The organism is Legionella gratiana, from assembly GCF_001467695.1.
Lineage (GTDB): Bacteria > Pseudomonadota > Gammaproteobacteria > Legionellales > Legionellaceae > Legionella > Legionella gratiana.
In genome coordinates this window covers 384,423-404,245 of sequence record NZ_LNYE01000022.1, presented here as the reverse complement: position 1 = coordinate 404,245, position 19,823 = coordinate 384,423, and the positions used below count along the sequence as shown (strand labels likewise).

The window sequence follows — 19,823 nt, the reverse complement described above, 5'->3', positions numbered from 1 at the left end:
AAGCCAATTTTTACTGTTTACCATGAACTGCAATATGCCGTACCTGCATTAAACTTGAAATTTCTTTTAATTGCTTACAAAGTAGTGGAAGCGATTCTTTTGAACCAGAGAGATCGATAAGATTAACTGAAATTGGTCCTCGAGATTTATTTTCCATTTGATCAATATTGTATTCTAGTTTGGCTATTTTCTGGGTAATTTTTCCAATTACTCCTGGAATATTTTGGTTGATTACGAGTATACGATGGCAATTGGGTATTTGCGCTACCGACAATGATATATTTGGAAAATTAACGGAATACTCTATGCCTCCATGTTCTAAGTAATTACAAATATTTCGAATTACCATCTCCGAAGCACTTTGTTCCATTTCTTGGGTACTTGCGCCTAAATGAGGAAAACATAAAACATTAGAATGATCTGCGATGTTAATTGTTGGATCATCTGTAATATAACCCATTAATTGGTTATTATTTAATTGTTGTAGAATAGCGGATTCACTCACCACTTGCTCACGTGAAAAATTCAGTAGAAGAGTATTCGGTTTTAATAAAGTAATATTTTCTTCGTTAATTAAATGCTCGGTCTCTGCATTTAAAGGAATATGTAAAGTAATAATATCCGCATGGGTCAGCAAACTATTCATATCAGTAACTTTCTCAACTCCAGGCATGAGTGCTAACGCATTATTCAAAGTCATGTTGGTATCAAATCCTAATACGCTCATTCCTAAAGCTAATGCTGCATTAGCTACCTTTACACCTATGTTACCTAGACCAATAACTCCTAAAGTTTTACCTGAAATTTCATGACCAATAAATTTCCTTTTAGCAGTTTCTATTCTCCGATCAAATAACGGACTATTCGCTTTGGTTAAATCGGTAATAAACGTTTGAGTTTGATCCAAATGTCTATAGCCCATAATCATAGCAGCCATCACTAATTCTTTTACTGCATTCGTATTTGCACCAGGAGCATAAAACACCGGAATACCTTTTTTTGTAAGTGCTTCAATGGGGATATTATCAGTACCTGATCCAGCTCGAGCTACAGCCTTTAAATTTTTTGAAAATGGATGATCATGCAATTTGTGTGAGTGTACTAAAATGACATCGGGATCAATAGGATTAAGACCTAATTGATAAAGATCAGGATGAAACAAACTCAAGCCTTGAGGGGATATGTTATCAAGAACTTGGATCGTGAACATGGTGATCCTCCTTAATGAGAACAACAGCGTTCTCAATATCTTTTAATCCGCGTTCATAATAAGCATAGTACTGAGGAGGTAATTGTTTCAACTCACTAAGTGTTAGACTTAAATGAACTATAATCTATTTATTCAGGAGATTCCAATAAAGGGTACTACTTGTCAAAGCCAAAAAATAAAAAAATCCTGCAATTATAAAGGATATTGTTGTCTATACTGGAATAATCAACGGAATGAAAAAAAGGAATACCTATGAATGCATATAGCACTGATATGGAGCACCCGGTAACTATTCCTAGTAAAAATGTTTATCTCAATGGTCTTTTAAGGATACCTGAAGATGCTAAAGGAATTATACTCTTCGTGCATGGGAGTGGAAGCAGTCGATTTAGCAGTCGTAATCAATATGTAGCAAGCATTTTGAACCAAGGAGCCTATGCAACCTTGCTTTTTGATTTGCTCACCTCACAAGAAGATATTATTGATAATGTGACTCGTGAATTTCGTTTTGATATTCATTTATTGGCTTCACGATTAATTGATGTAGCTCATTGGTGTGTTGATGAATTATCTACTTATCATTTTTCTATTGGCTTGTTTGGTGCCAGTACTGGCGGTGGTGCTGCTCTCGAGGCAGCAGCTCAGGAGCCTAAATTATTTAAGGCAATTGTATCGCGTGGCGGTCGACCCGATTTAGCTGGAAATTATTTACCTCAAGTCAAGATACCTACTTTACTTATTGTTGGCGGTAATGATGAGATAGTGATAGGGCTGAACCAACAAGCGATGGACCAAATGAACTGTACTACTCAATTGGAAATAGTTCCTGGAGCAACCCATCTGTTTGAAGAACCTGGAACGTTACAACAAGTAGCGCACTTAGCGCAAAAATGGTTTGATCAGTATTTTACAAAATAATGAGGGTTCAAAGGAGCGTAATCTACTCTAAGGAGGTTTTATGAGCCAGGATGCTTTGCAAAAATTAGTTGATGAGCTTAACCATTCAGTAATTCCACTGGAACAACAAGGTGAAGATTATGATGCGGTAATAAAGCAAATTGGAACGGCTCGCTTTGTCATGCTTGGAGAAGCCTCTCATGGAACGCATGAATTTTATCAGACGCGCATTGAACTATCTCAACGCCTTATCAAAGAACATGGTTTTATGGCCATAGCCATTGAAGGCGATTGGCCTGATGTGTATCGAGTTCATCGTTATTTGCAAGGGGATGGAAATGCAAATCAGAGTGCGCATTCTCTTGGCGCATTTAAACGATTTCCCAAATGGATGTGGTGTAACACCACCTTGCCACCATTTCTCAAGTGGTTACGTAGGCACAATGATGATTTACCTCCAGCACAAAAAATTGGATTTTATGGTTTGGATTTATATAGTTTAAACGCATCCATGCAAGCAGTAATTGATTTTTTAAGTAAAGTGGATCCTCAAGCGGCTGAACGAGCAAAACAACGCTATGCATGTTTTGATCATATGCATCAGGATCCGCAAATGTATGGTTATTTAATTAAAACAGGAATTAAAAAGGCATGTATTAATGAGGCAATCACTCAGCTCATTGATTTACAACATCATGCATTTGATTATTTACATCGGAATGGAATAGCTGTGGAAGATGAGTATTTTTTTGCAACCCAAAATGCGCGGTTAGTAAAAAATGCAGAAAACTATTATCGTTCTATGCTTGAAGGCAGAGTTTCAACATGGAATATTCGTGATCGCCATATGGCCGAAACGCTGAATGTATTAGCGGATCATTTAGAAGCACGTTTTAATAAACCCGCCAAAATAATTATTTGGGCTCATAATTCCCACATAGGTGATGCCCGAGCGACTGAAATGGGGGAGCGTGACGAGCTTAATCTCGGACAACTGGTGCGAGAACAATACGATAATCATTCTTATTCACTTGGTTTTTCAACCTATGAGGGAACTGTTATGGCTGCATCAGATTGGGGCCGAGCTGGGCAGAAAAAACAGGTAATCCCTGGTCTTCCTGGAAGTTATGAAGAGCTCTTTCATCAGGTCAAGTATGAAAATTTCTTCTTAAGTTTATTAAATCATGAAAAATTGGAGCATTATCTAAAAATTCCGCGATTACAAAGAGCCATAGGCGTGATTTATCGCCCGGATACGGAACGTTTCAGTCATTATTTTTTTACCCAATTGCCGTATCAATTTGATGGATTAATTCATTTTGATAGGACAAATGCGGTGCAACTTTTAGATTTAAAAAAGACAGTTGAGTCCTGATGAACGAGAGAAGACTATTGCTTTCACCCAAAACTGTTTTATTTAGAATTGAATCGTGCGTTTAGTGAGCTCTGCTTATGTTGAACTCACGTTATTTTATATTCAGGGTAATTAAATCTTCTTCATTTAGGGTTTCTTTTTGCAATAACATCTGTGCACCTTTCTCTAAAGATTGAATACGTTTCTTAATGAGGTCTACTGCATCATCAAATGCGGACTGGATTATTTTACGAACTGCAGCATCAATCTCACAAGCCGTTTTTTCACTGAATTCTCGCTCATTACGTCCTACAGGTACTTCTAAGAACGAAGAACGTTCTTTTTGATAAGTTACTGGTCCAAGTTCTTTATCCATACCGTAACGCATGACCATACTTCGCGCGATATCCGTTGCTTTAACAAGATCATCCGCTGCCCCCGTTGAAAAACGACCAAAAACAATAAATTCTGCTGCTCTACCACCGAGAAGTACTTTCATTTTATTTTTTAATTCTTCTTCAGTCATGAGATAACGATCTTCAGTCGGTCGTTGTATGGTATAACCCAAGCTCCCAATTCCACGCGGAATAATTGAAACTTTATGTACTTGATCTACGTTTGCTAAAGAAAGAGCAACTAAAGTATGCCCCATTTCATGATAAGCGACTATTTGACGCTCTTTGGGGTTGAGTAAACGATTTTTTTTCTCCAAACCTGCTACCATACGTTCAATAGCATTAGTAAAATCATCCATGTTTACGGAGTCTGCATTATGGCGAGTTGCGAGCAGAGCTGCTTCATTGACAAGATTTGCTAAGTCAGCCCCGGAAAAACCAGGAGTTAATGCAGCAATTTTTTCGGGATCAACATCAGGTGCTTGTTTTATTTTTTTCAGATGTACTTGCAGAATTTGTACTCTACCTACTTTATCAGGTCGATCAACCAATACGTGGCGATCAAAGCGTCCGGCACGTAATAATGCAGGATCGAGGATTTCTGGTCGGTTTGTTGCAGCAAGAAGTATGAGTCCTTCACTTGGATCAAAACCATCCATTTCTGAAAGTAATTGATTTAACGTTTGCTCCTTTTCATCATGCCCACCGCCAATAGGATAAGCACCACGCGCTCTGCCTAGGGCATCAAGCTCATCGATAAAAATAATTGCTGGTGCTGTTTCTCGGGCATGGGTAAAGAGATCTCGAACTCGTGCTGCCCCTACACCGACAAACATTTCCACAAACTCTGAGCCATTAATTGAAAAAAAGGGTACTTCTGCTTCGCCTGCTACAGCGCGTGCAAGTAGTGTTTTTCCTGTACCTGGAGGACCAACTAAGAGGACTCCTTTAGGTATATGAGCCCCGATTCGTGTATAATGTTGGGGATTTTTGAGAAATTCGACTACTTCCATAAGCTCTGCTTTTGCTTCATCGACTCCTGCGACATCCTGAAAAGAGACATGAGTTTCTTTTTCCATATAAATTTTAGCTTTGCTTTTACCTACGTCTAATACCCCACCCGCAGTTGAGCTCATACGCCTTATTAAAAAACTCCATAGAACAAAGAAAAGTAGGGCGGGGATAACCCAGGATAAGATTAGAGTTAACCATTTATTTTCGGCTTCCCCATTAAATGTTACTTTTGCTGACTCTAAAGTAGTGACCAGGGAAGGATCATTGATTCGGACTGTAGTGATTTGCTGTTCTTTACTACTGGATAGCTTAATTTCTTTTATTTTATCTTGGGGAAGCAATCCATCTAGGCCCTCTGCTTTCAAGTTTGCAGTAATAAAAGTTTCACCGAGCAATACATTGTCCAACTTATCTGCTTTTAAAAGCTTTATGAAATCACTGTAGGCGATATTTACGGGATGTGGTGCGAAAAAAAAATTTTGAAAGAGGATGACAAGCCAAAAAATCAATAGAACATACCATAGTGAAAGCTGCCGTTGCTTATTTTCCACCACATTCTCCTGATTTTAAGACGTATAAGATGTTCCTTAATCCTATAATTTAGTATATACAGCACAGGATGAATTATCATGCGATTAACACCTAAACTTAATGTTTTTTTATGCGGTGATGTCATGACTGGGAGAGGTATTGATCAAATTTTAACACACCCTTGTGAGCCCCAAATTTATGAGTCCTACATTAAAGATGCTCGTGATTATATCAGGCTTGCTGAACGAGTTAATGGAACAATTCCTTTAGGTAATAAAGGAGCATATGTGTGGGGTGATGGATTAGCTGAACTCAATAAAAGAAAGCCTGATTTTCATTTAATTAATTTAGAAACCAGTATTACGAGTAGCAATACTCCTTGGCCGTATAAAGGGATAAATTATCGCATGCATCCTAAAAATATAGATGTGATTACCTCTATACCTATTAATATTTGTGCTTTGGCCAATAATCATGTGCTCGATTGGGGATTTGCTGGATTTTTAGAAACTCTTGAGACTTTGGATAAGGCTCAAATAGAGTATGCTGGTGTAGGCAAAAATGTTCAGCAAGCAACTCAACCTGCTGTTTATACAGTTTCTGGTTTTCAGGGACGAATTTTAGTATTTTCAATGGGACTTTGTTCCAGTGGTATTTTACGAGAATGGGGCGCTACTCTGGATCATCCGGGAGTTTGGTTATTGAGTGATTTAGGTGAGAATGCGATAAATCAAATCAAAAAAGTGATTGAGTCATACAGGCAAACAGATGATTTATGTATTGTAAGCATCCATTGGGGGGGAAATTGGGGCTATGAGATACCTAAAAAACATCAATTGTTTGCTTATAAGCTGATTGATGATCTGGGTGTTCATATAATTCATGGGCATTCCGCTCATCATCCCATAGGTATTGAATGGCACAATCAAGGTTTGATTTTTTATGGTTGTGGGGATTTGATTAATGATTATGAAGGAATAGGAGGCTGGGAGCAGTTTCGAAGTGATTTGGCATTGATGTATTTTTTCTCGTTTGAGAAATATAAAGGTTTGACACAATTGGAGTTAGTTCCTATGGTGAGAAAGAATTTCAAGTTGCGTTATGCAAGTGATCAAGACTGTCAATGGTTGATTAAAAATCTCCAAGAATGCTCACAAGAGTTTAAAACATCTTTTGAGCTGCAAAATCAAGTAATTTTTGTATCGAATTAATCCTATTTTGAGTAAAAAGTATCATGATTCTAAAACAATTTTTTCTTCTTCTCTTTCTAATTCTTTTAATTTTCGTTATCGCTTATTTCTTGCAACGTCATTTTATTTATTTCCCTGCTATTGAAAAACCTAATCCTCAAGATTTCCAAGCACAAGATATGCAAGTGATTCAGATACATGTCACTGATGAGTTGACTCTAAGTTCTTGGTATAAACCGCCCATGGATAAAAAACCGACGATTTTATATCTGCATGGGAATGCTGGACATATTGGCTATCGCATGTATTTGGCGCGTCAATTTATTTCAGCAGGATTTGGGGTGTTATTACTTGAATACCGAGGTTATGGAGGAAATCCTGGCAGCCCAACAGAATTGGGATTTTACCAAGATGGACGAGCAGCGATGCAATTTTTGCGTCAACAGGGTATTCAAGAAAATAACATAGTACTTTATGGTGAATCCTTAGGTACTGGAGTAGCCACACAATTAGCGACAGAGTTTTCTATTTGTGCCTTGGTGTTACAATCTCCATTTAGTTCACTCACTGCTTTAGCCCGATACCATTATTTTTGGTTACCAATACCGGTAATTGATAAGTATGACTCTTTATCACGTATTCAAAAGATTCAGGCACCTATCTTGATAGTGCACGGTCAATTAGATGAGATCGTTCCTTATACTCAAGGTTTAACTCTGTTTCATTTTGCAAACCAACCCAAGAAATGGCTCGAGTTCCCGGATAAAGGACATCATAATTTGTGGGATGCTCATTTTGCTGATGTAGTGATTCATTTTATTCATGCATATTGTAACCATTCAAAACAATAAAAAATAATTTATTTTAATAAGCTTGCGGTAAAAAAAAAATAACATAGAATGAATCATGTTTCGTTTAAGAGTTTAATTCATGGGTTATTTTAAGGGCATTATGATTCTTAGTACTCTAATAGTACCTCAAGGATTTGTTTTGGCCCAAACAGGAACTCAAATATGTGATGCGACGCTTAATAATCCTTGTATTGTCCAAGACAGTGAGCTTGCTTCTTCTCCGTTAAAATGGTTACGCAATGCCTCCATGATTGTTGATGCTTATCAAGGGAATACCCTGGGTGTTAATGAATTATTGATTTCTGGTAGTGAGGAGCCTAGTGAAAAAGGATGGAAAGAAATTGCAGACTATATTGCGAAACACAAGAGTGTAAAGAGCAAATCCGTACTGGTATTAGATTTACGTCAGGAAAGTCATGGGTATCTGAATGGTCGAGCAATTACTTTAATGAGTGAATATGATTGGATAAATCGAGGAAAAAGTAACAGTCAAAGTCTTCTTGCACAAGAAAATTGGCTGAACTCATTAAGAATAGAGAAAAAAATAAGTGGGGTTTTATCCTCCCAACAATTTGCGGCACAGGAGTACGCGAGCGGTAAAACCATTCCGGTAAAAAAAGTTAAAAATGAGAAGGAATTAGTGTCTCAATTAGGTTTTGAATATCATAGATTATATGTGACTGATCATATGGCCCCAGGTGACTCAGAAGTTGATGCATTTTTGACAATAATAAAAAATGCATCCAAAGATGCTTGGTTTCATATACATTGTCGGGGGGGAAAAGGGCGTACAACTACTTTTTTAGTCATGTATGATATGTTAAAAAATGCAAATAAAGTAAGTTTTGATGACATTATTGCACGTCATGCTTCAATTCCACCTTATTATAATTTATTTGAGGTCAATCGAGCGGATCCCTACTTAACACCTTATTATGAGCAAAGAATTATTTTTCTGTCTCGTTTCTATCGGTTTGCACAACAATTTTTAAAAGGTTATCCTGAAAGTTGGAGTGAATGGAACGCAAGGAAGAGCCAAAATGATCATTGAACTGAAAGTAATTCTAGGAGGGATTCTCCTTGGATTAGCTGCTGGAGGTATGTTATTGATTCAAGGGAAGATTCTTGGTTGTAGCGGCATTCTTTTTCGTTCATGGGATTTTACAACGTATAGACCCAATCGGGATAATCTTTTATTTCTTGCCGGATTGTTTTTAGCGGGATTACTCTTTAATTTAACACAGGATGTGCCTAATCCCACTGCTGTTTTTAAAACAAATTATGGACTTATGTTTCTTGGTGGCGTTTTTGTAGGGGGAGGTACTTTTCTTGGTAGCGGTTGTACCAGTGGCCATGGATTATGTGGATTATCGCTTTTACGTAAACGTTCTATGATTGCCGTAGGAGTTTTCTTCCCTATTGCAATTATTACCGCTTGGCTGGTTCATTAAGGAGATAAAATATGAAAGGGTTTATTTCATTAATTGCTGGCTTGATATTTGGTTTTGGTTTAATTTTAACAGGTATGTACAGTCCAGATATTATTATATCGGGTTTAAAAATTGGTGCTCCTACATTCCGTATCAATTTATATGTTACTTTTGCTTGTGCTTTATTGGTTACTTTTCTCTTGTTCCAATTACGTCACTGGTTGAGCAAACCCTTACTCCATGTAGGTTATGATTTGCCTACTAAAGAAAAAATTGACTGGCAACTGATGCTTGGCGCAGCAGTTTTCGGTATTGGTTGGGGGATTACTGGAATTTGTCCGGGTCCTAATATTGTAGGTCTTGGAATTTTTTCCTGGCCAATTTATTGGGTAAATTTTGCTGGGGTGATTATCGGTTTTTTGGGTACCCGTTATTTGATACATCTACGAGAGAGGCATAAGTAAATCAAAAAATTTTTAATATTTTTCCTTCAAGATTTTTATCCATCCTAAAATTTAACTCTTATTCAGCCGTGCAAGGATATATTATTGTATATAATGAGTATATATATGTTTGTATGAGAGGCGTATTATGGGCGGACAACTTTATCTTAATAATGGACAACCTCCTAATAGGACAAATGTTTGTGTGTCCGGTTATCAAAGAGGTACAGAAGACTTCGCTTTAAGTAATTTTGATGATAATAATGGTAAAGGCTATGATTTTATAGATCCGGATATAGGACTAGTTCACTTTCAAACTTCGGAACATTATCTGCATTTTCAAAAAATAAAACCAGAACATAAAAGAGATTATTATGATACTTGGAAAGCTGAGAAAGATCCTCTAACCATTCTTAAAGGAATAACAGAGCAAAGTAGCCCTTACTATATTCCCAATGACCATCACGCATATATGAACAATAACGTATTTAATAAAGCATGGGATAATGACAAAATCTTTGTGCAAATGCAAATTAACGCGGCTAAATATCAGCAATCTAAAGAATTTCGCAATAGCATTCAAAAGTCTATCGAGCTCGGTGATGCTTTTGGAGACAATAAAGGACCTGCTACTATTATTGAAGATACTAGTAGTTTAAAAGCAGGGAAAAAAGTAGAAGAAGAATGGGGAACCGGTCCCGGTGGTAAAGGGAAGAACATTCTTGGTAATTCACAAACCGCATTTGCTATGTTGATTAAAAATAAGCAATTTGATAAAAACTCCCCAATGCCGGAGTTAAAAACGTTCAAAACAACGCAAGTAGCAGGTTACTATGCAAATGCACAAACTCAATACCAGCAAGGAGTTCAAGTTGCACTTACCGACGTTAGAAAAAAATCAGGAAAAGATCAGGGATTCAATCAGCCTGATACGTCGGACTTGAGCCCAACACTCGTACAAAAAACTTCTGCTACATCGATTAAAAATAAGCAACAAAATGCACAATCATTTACGACATCGCCAACACCCCCACAAACTCATGTGAATCATCATAATCCCTTCCAGAATCTTTTTTCACCTCCTCAGCCAACGTATGAGTACAGTAAGAATCGTAATCAACGTCTTGTTATTCAAAACAATAGGATTGTTGGCTATGAGTTTAGGCGAAGTTCAAATTCCAATTGGGAAAAAAGTGGAGATCTAAGGCAGTTTCAAGGTTTAGTCGATCACTTTAATCAAAAACGACAAAGGAGGTCACCAGATCTACACGATAAGAGCTCAAGCATACCTCAATCAAGCTTAACATCACCAAAATCAAGTCAAACACCACCAAAAAAAGGTACGAGTCAGGAGGTTAGCTCAGCCATTCAAGAAATGTTTGACAGTAAATCAGCTCCAAAGGGCAGCGATATCCCGGTGGTGAGTAAGGGAGGTATGAAAGGAACCTTCAAAATGGCTTTTGATACTGCGCAAGATGCACAAACTTTTAAGCAATTATTGAATGAATTCGGATTCAAAGGGGTTTCTTATTATGGTGCGGGAGAAAAATATCCTATGCAACATAATGGTCGAGAGCTTAGTCATATTGTGAGATTTGAAAATGATGGCAATAAAGCAACAATTCCTACCGAAGCTTTGGATTTTCTCAGGATTAAATTGAACGATGATGAAAAAGTTGCCGATATTGTTGAACAAATGGGATTTGATAGACCAGAGCTCGGCAATCGTTATACTTTCTAAGGGCTAGTTTTTTTGATCCATAGTTGTATACCATTGTTCGCCAAGAATAATTTGTTCCCACCACGAAGACATTTTCGATTCATTCATTTTTTGCCATACTACAGGATTTAAAACTAAGGCTTCGGCCATTCGTTTTGATAAATCATACATGGCTAATCTTTTAGGAAGAGCCTCTTTTTCCCAGGCAACAACCGCTTGTTGAAAGTCATTAGTTTGGATGCAATGTCCATTGAGACTGAGAGCATCCTGTATCGCTAAAGAGGCACCATTTCCTACATGAGGGCGTAATACAGTGCTGGCATCTCCTAATAAAAGAGCTCCTTGTGATGTAAGTCGATCGCTGCATACATCCACAATTTTTTGCATAAATGGAGATGGAGTGTCGAGTATTATTTGGGCAGCTATTTGGGGTAAGTTGTCATGAGCTAATTGATGTAGATGTTGTTTTGCTTTTGTTGAAAAATTGGTTAACGAGGTAGAACCTAATGCTTCTAGATCTTCAAGAGCTAATTTTTCATAAAAAACCCAATTGAGTTTGTTGATTTGATGATGATATATGGGATAAGTTAATAAATGCCCTTTGTTAAAGCAATAATACAGTCCTTGAGAATCGAAAAGTGATTTATTGTTTATCACGTTAAAATCTAAAGTGCCTCGCCATGCCACATAACCTGAATAGTGAAGTTCAGATTGAACTTGAGGCGATATGAGCTCTCGCCCCATAGACTGAGCTCCATCGGCGAAAACGATAAAATCAAAGGAATGTTCCTCACCCGATGCTAAAGTAACTTTCTTAGTTGCGTGCTGAAGTTGTACTTCAACTACCTGACAGTCTTGATGATACATTTGATTGGGTATTCTTTTTCTTAAATTGGTGAATAAAGTGTCCCAATGTAGGCTGGCCATGGAAAGATTTTGTTGCCATAAAAATTTGCCGAAAATAGGATCTTTATTGGATTGGCAGTAAAAACTTCGTGCAGTCAGTCTATGCGATGGGGTATCTTCATCAATAAGTTTTTTGTTGATTAAGGATTGCAGTAATTCAACTGATAAAGTGATCCCTGCTCCTCGTGATTGTAAGTTATGCCCTCGCTCAAAAACAGTAACTTGCAACTTGTCCTTTAATAATAGGGCCAAAGCACAACCTGCTATTGAGCCTCCAATAATAGCGATTTTCATTGGCATAAATGTCCTTTAGAACGATAAAGTTATAACCGTGTAGTATAATTTAACTTATCAAAGTGCCAAGGATTGGGCAAGATGAAAAAACAGAAATGGGAATTTTGGATTGATAGGGGCGGTACTTTTACTGATATTGTAGCACGTAGCCCTGAAGGACGAGTGTATAGTGATAAGCTATTGTCTGAAAATCCAGAGTGCTATTCCAATGCAGCCATTCAAGGCATTCAAAATATTTTGCAATGTACTTCTATCCCTACTGATGAAATTGCATTTATCAAAATGGGAACAACGGTGGCAACGAATGCGTTATTGGAACGCAGAGGTGCTAAAGTACTTTTAGCGATAACTCAAGGTTTTGGTGATGCTTTGCGAATTGGTTATCAAAACCGCCCTGAACTTTTTGCTTTAAATATTAAATTACCCTCTTTGCTCTATGACGAAGTTATTGAAATCAATGAACGTATTGATGCCAAAGGTACCGTGTTACAGCCTTTAGATGAAAAGGATGCACGGCAAAAGATGGAAAAAGCTTATGCTAAGGGATACCGTACAATTGCTATCGTATTGATGCATGCGTATCAATATACGAAACATGAGCGAAAATTAAAAAAAATTGCCCAGTCTATTGGTTTTACTCAAATTTCTATAAGTCATGAAATAGCACCCGTTATGAAATTAGTAAGTCGTGGTGATACAACTGTTGTTGATGCTTATCTTTCTCCAGTTTTACACGGTTACATACAAGGGTTACGTGATAAATTAAGTACAATCCCTTTGTTTTTTATGCAATCTAATGGTGGTCTGGTTCATGCAAAATTATTTCAGGGTAAGAACAGCCTTTTTTCCGGCCCTGCAGGTGGGGTTATTGGAATGATTAAGACCAGTCAGCACGCTGGTTTTAATCAAGTTATTGGTTTTGACATGGGAGGGACATCCACTGACGTTTCCCATTTCGCGGGTGAATATGAACGGAGTTTTAGTTATGAATTTAGCGGGGTGCATATTCGTACACCGATGATGATGATTCATACTATTGCTGCAGGAGGTGGGTCAATCCTGAATTTTGATGGCCAACGTTACACAGTTGGACCTCAATCCGCTGGTGCAAATCCTGGACCTGCTTGTTATCGTCAAAGAGGTCCTCTTACAATTACAGATTGCAATGTGATGCTTGGCAAAATACAACCTCAATTCTTTCCTAAAGTCTTTGGTTCTGGAGCAAATCAGGAAATTGATGTACAGATAGTGCATCAACATTTTCAGGATTTAGTAAATAAAATTAATGATGCAACAGGGCATATAAAAACAGCCGAAGAAGTTGCTGAAGGTTTTCTTAATATTGCTGTAGAAAATATGGCCAATGCAATTAAGAAAATTTCCATACAACGTGGGTACGATGTAAGACCCTATGTTTTAAATTGTTTTGGTGGGGCTGCTGGGCAGCATGCCTGTATGGTTGCTGATAATTTGGGTATTGAAAAAATCTTAATTCATCCTTTAGCGGGTGTACTTTCTGCCTATGGCATGGGATTAGCAGAAATCAGCGTGGTGCATGAACAAGCAATTGAAAAATATTTTCGGCGCGGCATAGTTTCTTTTTTACACTCGAAATTTGAAAAAATGAAACGAATGGCTCATCGGAAATTAAAATCTCAAGGTTTAAAAAACCGAGAAATGAAGAGCAAACGTCACGTGCATTTACGTTATGAAGGATCAGATACCCAGTTAATTGTCGAGTTTGGAACAATGAAATCGATGAGAGAAGCATTTATAGCACAACACCGCAAGACATTTGGTTTTGCTGCATATAGAAAACCTTTAATCGTTGAAGCAATCACTATTGAGTGTTCTATTCCAAGTGAAACAGATGTGGAATTTACTGAAAAAATAATCCAATGCCGTTCTGAACATAAAATACCTCAACGTGGAATGGTTAAAGTTTTTACTCATGGTTCTTTCCATAACGCCTCTATATATCTACGTGAAGAGTTAAGGGCTGGTGATTGCATTCAAGGCTGTGCAGTGATTACAGACAATCATGCGACTACTATTGTGGAACCAGGTTGGCAAGCTGAAGTGACGCCTAAAAAACATCTCTTATTAACACGTTATCAAACTTTAGCGACTAAAAAAGTAGATATCAACGTTGATCCGGCAATGTTAGAAGTATTTAATAATCGTTTTATGAATATTGCAGAACAAATGGGAGAGGTTTTGCGTAAAACAGCAAGTTCCGTCAACATAAAGGAACGACTGGACTTTTCTTGTGCCATTTTTGATGATCATGGTGAATTAGTTGCAAATGCCCCTCATATTCCAGTGCATCTAGGGTCAATGAGTGAAAGTGTCAAATCTATATTGAAAAGCAATCAAAAAGTGCATCCTAACGATGTATATGCTTTAAATGCCCCATATCATGGCGGAACTCATTTGCCGGACATCACTTTAATTACTCCTGTTTTTAATAAAGAAGGAACTCATTTATTGTTTCTAGTTGGTTCTCGTGGCCATCACGCTGATATTGGTGGGATTACCCCAGGATCTATTCCTGCGGAAAGTAGAGTGATAGAAGAAGAAGGGATATTAATTAATAATTTTAAAATGATGGATCAAGGTCATTTTTTAGAAAAGGCTATACTAACTTTGCTCACTGAAGCACGATATCCAGCTCGAAATCCCCACCAAAATATAGAAGATTTCAAAGCGCAAATCGCAGCGAATGCACGTGGTGTACAGGCTCTATTGGATCTAGTTGCGCAATTTGGGTTGGATGTTGTTCATGCTTATATGAAACATGTGCGCGACAATGCTGCTTTATCTGTTGAACGCTTATTAGAACATTTAAATAATGGCGAATTTACTTATTCTTTAGATGATGGCAGCCCGATTAAAGTGGTGCTTACGATTGATAAGCAAAAAAAAGCAGGCACAAATTGATTTTACTGGCAGTTGTGCACAGCATCCAGGTAATTTTAATGCACCTACAGCTATTTGTAAGGCTGCTGTTTTATATGTTTTACGGTGTTTAATTGCAGAAAATATCCCATTAAATAATGGATGTTTTGTGCCAATTGAACTCATTGTCCCAGAAAAAAGTATTTTAAATCCAAATTATCCTGCTGCTGTTGTCGCAGGTAATGTGGAAACGTCACAGTGTATTGTTGATACTTTATTAGGTGCCTTAGGAGTGGTCGCTGCTTCGCAGGGAACTTGTAATAATTTCACTTTTGGAAATGAGCACTATCAATATTATGAAACTATATGTGGAGGATCCGGAGCAGGCCCAGATTTTGATGGTGCTTCAGCTGTTCATACACATATGACTAACACTTATCTCACCGATCCCGAAATTTTGGAATGGCGATTCCCCGTTTTGTTAGAAGAGTTTGCCCTACGAAAAGGAAGTGGGGGTGTCGGTGTACATCGTGGAGGTGATGGTGTTGTGCGGCGAATTCGGTTTTTAGAAACAATGGTAGCGAATATTATTTCCAGTCATCGTGTCATACCTCCGTATGGAGTTCAGGGGGGAGCTTCGGGAAAGCTAGGGCATAATTGGGTGCAACGGGCAAATGGTACGGTTGAAGAGCTGGGTGGTTGTGCTCGTGTTGAAATGCATCCAGGTGATGTTTTCGTTATTGAAACGCCTGGAGGCGGAGGATATGGAATGAGTAGGTAAATGCTCCTCTATCAAACCGAATTGTCAACACATCCTACTGAAAAGCCTAATGAAGCAATGACGAACGTAATAGTCAAAAATGAACAACCAAGCGTAGGATGCCATTAGTGCCTTGAGGGCGATTTTTAGCGTCTTGCTCCGAATATACGTTTAAAAAGACAAAATGATTTTTACTCAGACTGTATACCATACCAGGTCCAATTGCCCAAACGCTTTCTTTTCTACCAGGCACTTCTATGCCATTGAATCGTGTATTGGTAATTTGATTGAAAAAATAACCATTCACCCCTACTGTGAATTTCTCAATAAGTGCATAACCTACTGCAATATCAGCAAAAATAGCTTGGCCAGCTTGAGTCGAACGTACATTAGGTCCCAAAGAAGCATTTGGACTATGGTTGACTCCATTCCAGAGGTAATGAAAGCGGGCAGCAGTAGATAATTTGGGAGTTAACCAAAGTGTGAATGCCCAGTAGGGATTTAATGACCAAAAGTTACTGCTGGGATTTATTGCATTGATATTGCCATATCGACCTGTTGGCGCAATAACATCCAATTCAATTCGTTGAACATATAAAGGCCCCTTGCCATCTTTGCGCATAATAGGATCAAATTGGAGGGCAGGACCGAACCATAAATCACCAGGACCATTTTCTGCTTTAAGTACTTTATTGTTTAATCCGTCGTCTACTTTGTCGTCTACAACCCAGGGTAAAAGTGTTGAAAACCCGAGAGTGGCTCCAAAAATTTTTTTTGTGGTGACGTAAATGAATTGAGTCACATTAGCAACAACATCCAAATCCGTACGTGGGAGTGGAAGTTTATTGCCATTCTTATCATTAAATCGATTACTCGTATAGTATTGAAAATAATCTTGAAAATAAAAGCCTGGACCCGAAGGAGGGCTTCCATCATAGAAACTCGTGTAACCTAGATTAACAACAGGTTCATCATAAGCCATTGTTGTGGAAGCGAACATCATCATCAAACTAAAACAGCAATGTAGCAGCCTTTTCCTTTGCATAAATAGTCCTTTTCCCAACATAGCCTAGTGATTCACAACCAGGGATGATATCCATCATCATGGCTACGGTTACTAGAGCTATTCTAATCGTTCTTTTTTGTATATTAATTTGGCATAATTAGGATTATATATTTTGATTGTCGATTAGATTATGTCCCATTTCTTGTGGAAGAACAATATAAAAAAGCTCAATAATCAATGAGTAAAGTACTAGTTGAAAAATAATTCAATCGATTATTAGGGGCTGTTGACAATTTTACTATCCTGGTCAAAATGACATGATTTGATGCGCTCCGATACTCACACACTTCGTGTATGCTGTGTTTCGGTGCTCTAAAAACATGTCATTTTGACTCAGTCTAGCGAGACCCTATTTGGTAAAAAAATTATAGGAGATAATGATGCGTACTGCGTTTATAGGTTTAGATTATATTATTGATATTATGCATCCTCAGGGCAAGCTCGCGCGTTCCGCATCCCATGCACTTGAACGAAATATTATTAAAAAGGTGAATGAAGTACTTGAAATCGCAAAATTGAAAAATTGGTTAACGATTATGGTTAAAGTTGGATTTAGTGCGCACTATATTGAACAACCTAAACATTCTCCTATATTTGGTAAGGTTCATGAATTGGGGGCACTAAAATTAGGATCTGAGGGAACAGAGTTTCATCCAGACTTGCATGTGGGTAACAGCTTAGTGCTTGTGAAACCACGTATTAGTGCATTTTATGGAACTGCACTTGATGCTGCTTTAAGAGCAAATCAAATCGAACGTGTTATCTTAGGGGGAGTAAGTACTTCTTGGGCGGTGCAAAGTACAGCACGTGATGCTCATGATCGTGATTATCAGGTCTATATTGTCGAAGAAATTTGCGCTGCAGGAACTCAAGAAGAACATCTATTTTCCATCCAATTAATGGAAAAAATCAGCACGATTGTTTCTGTGAATGAGTTAAAAAATTTATTATGAACATTCTCTCTAAAGCCATAAATGCATTAAAAAATGAAATTAAGATTTGGTCATTGCTACGGGGTATCATTGCATTACTCCCTTTTGCATTTCTTTATTTAAGAACCAATAATCCTTTGTGGCTACAGTCCTCTGTTTTAACCATGGCCACTTTAATCGTCGAGGAACGACTGGAGTTGACGGCATTAGGTGTATTGCTCCATGGATTTATTGTGATTATCATGTTGTATTTACTGTTTTTAACACAGCTTAAGCCTGTGCTTTATGTTATTTCCTGTTCCTTGGCTGCAATGACCATATTTTGGATTACAATGATGGGAAATAAATTACGTCATTTAGGGAGTTGGACGTTTATTCCTGCGATTATTCTTGCTACAGAGTTTGCTGCTGAAACTCAGCCAACAAAATTGTTGCAACAAGCCCCTCAGTTTTTACCTTATCTCTTGGTTGCTTTGCTTCCTAGTTTATTGATCGCGCAGTATGATAAAATGAAAGCATTTTATAAAAAGCAAGTTACTCATTACCATCCACTAAGACTCAGAGGTTTAGAAGATTTAGGGGAGCAAAATCCTTATATGGAAAATATGATTTCCATGGCGATCGCTGTTTGTATTTCAGCATTTTTGGTAGAGTATTTTCATATGGAAAATGGACAATGGATGATTTGGGGAACAGCAAGTGTCATTACAGGAGATATTGCGACAAGTCCGCAAAAATTGCGTCAACGAGCTATAGGTGTTTCTATAGGGGTCCCTTCAGGTATTCTCTTAGGCCAATTTCTTATACCTAATACCTCTTTAAATTTAACACTTACTGCTTGCTGTGTGTTTTTAACCTTAGTTGCATTTCGTCGTTATATTATTGCCTATACTTTCCGTTGTTTGTTTGTTGCAATAGCCGTGATGCTGGCTACTCATTCAGCAAGTGTTGCTTCAGAGCGTTTTACACACGTTATCATAGGAGGATTAATCGGTTTAGTTTGTGTTATGTTTTGTCACTTTATAAGTCGTATTCAAAGTGATTTTGTTAAAAAATAAAAATTTAAATTTGAAGAAACAGGAGCAACTAATATTAGTGTGATTACTGAGCTATATTTTATCGCGTTTCTTAGGTATCATTTTTGAGGTCTAATAGATTTAAATTACAGGAGTACTAATGCGTATTGATTACATAAAAAGTCTAGCTTTAGCTTTATTAATTCTACCCACTTTCTCATTTGCAGCGCAAAAATCGCATCTGCGTGGACAACGATATTGTGAAATTCTTTTAGAAAAAAGCCCCAGAGACTATGCGGTATATAATACAATTGGGCTCAATAATTGCCCGGAAGAAATTTGGGATAAAATAACACCCGCCTTGGTGAAAAGTGAAACAGGTTCTGCTCATGTCCATTTAAATGGACCTCGTTATTGGGTTATTGATGGACTTAAAAACTCCGATTTAGTGAATCCTGATATCAAAACATTTAATGGGTTAAAGATGCGTGAAGCGGGTGTTCTTCATGTTAGTTTTTGGAGTTTATTTAAATCAGGCGCTCCCTATAAGCAACATCAAGTGGCCCGTCAAACAACATGGGTTTATGATGCAGGTAAACCTGTTTATGAGCTTATTGACCCAGAAGGTAATGTATATGTCATGCAGTCCTATAGTGTTCAAAAAAAACCACAAACAGAACAATCGCTTTCACAGTTAGGTTCAACGCTTAAATTACCTAGCAAATGGCAATTTAAAACCGGAGTTCTTAAGAAATCCGATACAGTGCAAGCAATTAACAATATGGCTATAGTTGTCCAGGATAATTTTTTAAATACTTACCAAAAAGCAACTCATGATTTGTTGGTAGAGAACACAAATTCGTGATCCTATCGAGCCATAAGACTCTTGTTCTTAATGGAGTGAAGTTCTCTATGA

At 37.6% G+C, this 19,823-nt stretch carries 17 protein-coding genes; 13 read left to right on the top strand and 4 right to left on the bottom strand.

Annotated features, from left to right (window positions below; translation table 11 throughout):
- Positions 1–10: 10 nt before the first annotated feature.
- A complete protein-coding gene (locus Lgra_RS09645) occupies positions 11–1,210 on the bottom strand; it encodes a 3-phosphoglycerate dehydrogenase family protein (RefSeq protein ID WP_058499039.1) in 1,200 nt (399 codons plus the stop codon).
- 252 nt (positions 1,211–1,462) lie between these two features.
- Here Lgra_RS09645 and Lgra_RS09640 point away from each other — a divergent pair, with 252 nt between their 5' ends.
- On the top strand, positions 1,463–2,128 hold the full coding sequence (locus Lgra_RS09640) for a dienelactone hydrolase family protein (RefSeq protein ID WP_058499038.1): 666 nt from the start codon (positions 1,463–1,465) through the stop codon (positions 2,126–2,128).
- A 40-nt stretch (positions 2,129–2,168) separates the two neighbouring features.
- On the top strand, positions 2,169–3,482 hold the full coding sequence (locus Lgra_RS09635; protein WP_058499037.1) for an erythromycin esterase family protein: 1,314 nt from the start codon (positions 2,169–2,171) through the stop codon (positions 3,480–3,482).
- Positions 3,483–3,573: 91 nt separating this feature from the next.
- Here Lgra_RS09635 and ftsH read toward each other — a convergent pair whose 3' ends face one another.
- A complete protein-coding gene (gene ftsH, locus Lgra_RS09630; RefSeq protein ID WP_058499036.1) occupies positions 3,574–5,421 on the bottom strand; it encodes an ATP-dependent zinc metalloprotease FtsH in 1,848 nt (615 codons plus the stop codon).
- A gap of 78 nt (positions 5,422–5,499) precedes the next feature.
- Between ftsH and Lgra_RS09625 the strand changes: the two genes are divergently transcribed.
- The 6 genes from Lgra_RS09625 (at position 5,500) to Lgra_RS09600 (ending at position 11,056) form a co-directional block, all read left to right on the top strand.
- Positions 5,500–6,612 (top strand): CapA family protein, encoded by a 1,113-nt coding sequence (locus Lgra_RS09625; RefSeq protein WP_058499035.1) that lies wholly within the window; start codon positions 5,500–5,502, stop codon positions 6,610–6,612.
- Between the two features lie 23 nt (positions 6,613–6,635).
- Positions 6,636–7,442 (top strand): alpha/beta hydrolase, encoded by an 807-nt coding sequence (locus Lgra_RS09620; RefSeq protein WP_058499034.1) that lies wholly within the window; start codon positions 6,636–6,638, stop codon positions 7,440–7,442.
- Positions 7,443–7,521: 79 nt separating this feature from the next.
- On the top strand, positions 7,522–8,493 hold the full coding sequence (locus tag Lgra_RS09615; protein WP_058499033.1) for a phosphatase domain-containing protein: 972 nt from the start codon (positions 7,522–7,524) through the stop codon (positions 8,491–8,493).
- On the top strand, positions 8,483–8,893 hold the full coding sequence (locus tag Lgra_RS09610; protein WP_058499032.1) for a YeeE/YedE family protein: 411 nt from the start codon (positions 8,483–8,485) through the stop codon (positions 8,891–8,893). Before Lgra_RS09615 ends, Lgra_RS09610 begins: the two co-directional genes overlap by 11 nt.
- Positions 8,894–8,904: 11 nt before the next feature.
- Positions 8,905–9,336, top strand: coding sequence for a DUF6691 family protein (locus tag Lgra_RS09605; RefSeq protein ID WP_058499031.1), 432 nt, complete (start codon positions 8,905–8,907; stop codon positions 9,334–9,336).
- 127 nt (positions 9,337–9,463) lie between these two features.
- Positions 9,464–11,056: a hypothetical protein gene (locus Lgra_RS09600; RefSeq protein WP_238584414.1), complete on the top strand. Its 1,593-nt coding sequence runs from the start codon at positions 9,464–9,466 to the stop codon at positions 11,054–11,056.
- 3 nt (positions 11,057–11,059) lie between these two features.
- Here Lgra_RS09600 and Lgra_RS09595 read toward each other — a convergent pair whose 3' ends face one another.
- Positions 11,060–12,241 (bottom strand): FAD binding domain-containing protein, encoded by a 1,182-nt coding sequence (locus Lgra_RS09595; protein ID WP_238584413.1) that lies wholly within the window; start codon positions 12,239–12,241, stop codon positions 11,060–11,062.
- Between the two features lie 75 nt (positions 12,242–12,316).
- Here Lgra_RS09595 and Lgra_RS17230 point away from each other — a divergent pair, with 75 nt between their 5' ends.
- Together Lgra_RS17230 and Lgra_RS18290 are read left to right on the top strand one after the other, a co-directional pair.
- On the top strand, positions 12,317–15,175 hold the full coding sequence (locus Lgra_RS17230) for a hydantoinase/oxoprolinase family protein (protein WP_238584412.1): 2,859 nt from the start codon (positions 12,317–12,319) through the stop codon (positions 15,173–15,175).
- Positions 15,144–15,914, top strand: a complete 771-nt coding sequence (locus Lgra_RS18290) for a hydantoinase B/oxoprolinase family protein (RefSeq protein ID WP_238584411.1) — start codon at positions 15,144–15,146, stop codon at positions 15,912–15,914. Before Lgra_RS17230 ends, Lgra_RS18290 begins: the two co-directional genes overlap by 32 nt.
- A gap of 73 nt (positions 15,915–15,987) precedes the next feature.
- Here the strand turns inward: Lgra_RS18290 and Lgra_RS09585 are convergent, their stop codons facing one another.
- Positions 15,988–16,938, bottom strand: coding sequence for a SphA family protein (locus Lgra_RS09585; protein ID WP_058499030.1), 951 nt, complete (start codon positions 16,936–16,938; stop codon positions 15,988–15,990).
- A gap of 401 nt (positions 16,939–17,339) precedes the next feature.
- On the opposite strand from Lgra_RS09585, the gene Lgra_RS09580 reads away from it, so the two are divergent.
- The 3 genes from Lgra_RS09580 (at position 17,340) to Lgra_RS09570 (ending at position 19,772) form a co-directional block, all read left to right on the top strand.
- A complete protein-coding gene (locus Lgra_RS09580; protein ID WP_058499029.1) occupies positions 17,340–17,912 on the top strand; it encodes a cysteine hydrolase family protein in 573 nt (190 codons plus the stop codon).
- Positions 17,909–18,949, top strand: coding sequence for an FUSC family protein (locus Lgra_RS09575; RefSeq protein ID WP_058499028.1), 1,041 nt, complete (start codon positions 17,909–17,911; stop codon positions 18,947–18,949). Before Lgra_RS09580 ends, Lgra_RS09575 begins: the two co-directional genes overlap by 4 nt.
- Before the next feature lie 118 nt (positions 18,950–19,067).
- Entirely contained in the window at positions 19,068–19,772 is a 705-nt protein-coding gene (locus Lgra_RS09570; protein ID WP_058499027.1) for a hypothetical protein, read from the top strand.
- The last annotated feature ends 51 nt before the right edge of the window (positions 19,773–19,823 follow it).

Coding starts and splice junctions, on each gene's coding strand:
- Lgra_RS09645 (WP_058499039.1), bottom strand. CDS start 1,210: ATGTTCACGATCCAAGTTCTTGATAACATATCCCCTCAAGGCTTGAGT.
- Lgra_RS09640 (WP_058499038.1), top strand. CDS start 1,463: ATGAATGCATATAGCACTGATATGGAGCACCCGGTAACTATTCCTAGT.
- Lgra_RS09635 (WP_058499037.1), top strand. CDS start 2,169: ATGAGCCAGGATGCTTTGCAAAAATTAGTTGATGAGCTTAACCATTCA.
- Lgra_RS09625 (WP_058499035.1), top strand. CDS start 5,500: ATGCGATTAACACCTAAACTTAATGTTTTTTTATGCGGTGATGTCATG.
- Lgra_RS09620 (WP_058499034.1), top strand. CDS start 6,636: ATGATTCTAAAACAATTTTTTCTTCTTCTCTTTCTAATTCTTTTAATT.
- Lgra_RS09615 (WP_058499033.1), top strand. CDS start 7,522: ATGGGTTATTTTAAGGGCATTATGATTCTTAGTACTCTAATAGTACCT.
- Lgra_RS09610 (WP_058499032.1), top strand. CDS start 8,483: ATGATCATTGAACTGAAAGTAATTCTAGGAGGGATTCTCCTTGGATTA.
- Lgra_RS09605 (WP_058499031.1), top strand. CDS start 8,905: ATGAAAGGGTTTATTTCATTAATTGCTGGCTTGATATTTGGTTTTGGT.
- Lgra_RS09600 (WP_238584414.1), top strand. CDS start 9,464: ATGGGCGGACAACTTTATCTTAATAATGGACAACCTCCTAATAGGACA.
- Lgra_RS09595 (WP_238584413.1), bottom strand. CDS start 12,241: ATGCCAATGAAAATCGCTATTATTGGAGGCTCAATAGCAGGTTGTGCT.
- Lgra_RS17230 (WP_238584412.1), top strand. CDS start 12,317: ATGAAAAAACAGAAATGGGAATTTTGGATTGATAGGGGCGGTACTTTT.
- Lgra_RS09585 (WP_058499030.1), bottom strand. CDS start 16,938: ATGCAAAGGAAAAGGCTGCTACATTGCTGTTTTAGTTTGATGATGATG.
- Lgra_RS09580 (WP_058499029.1), top strand. CDS start 17,340: ATGCGTACTGCGTTTATAGGTTTAGATTATATTATTGATATTATGCAT.
- Lgra_RS09575 (WP_058499028.1), top strand. CDS start 17,909: ATGAACATTCTCTCTAAAGCCATAAATGCATTAAAAAATGAAATTAAG.
- Lgra_RS09570 (WP_058499027.1), top strand. CDS start 19,068: ATGCGTATTGATTACATAAAAAGTCTAGCTTTAGCTTTATTAATTCTA.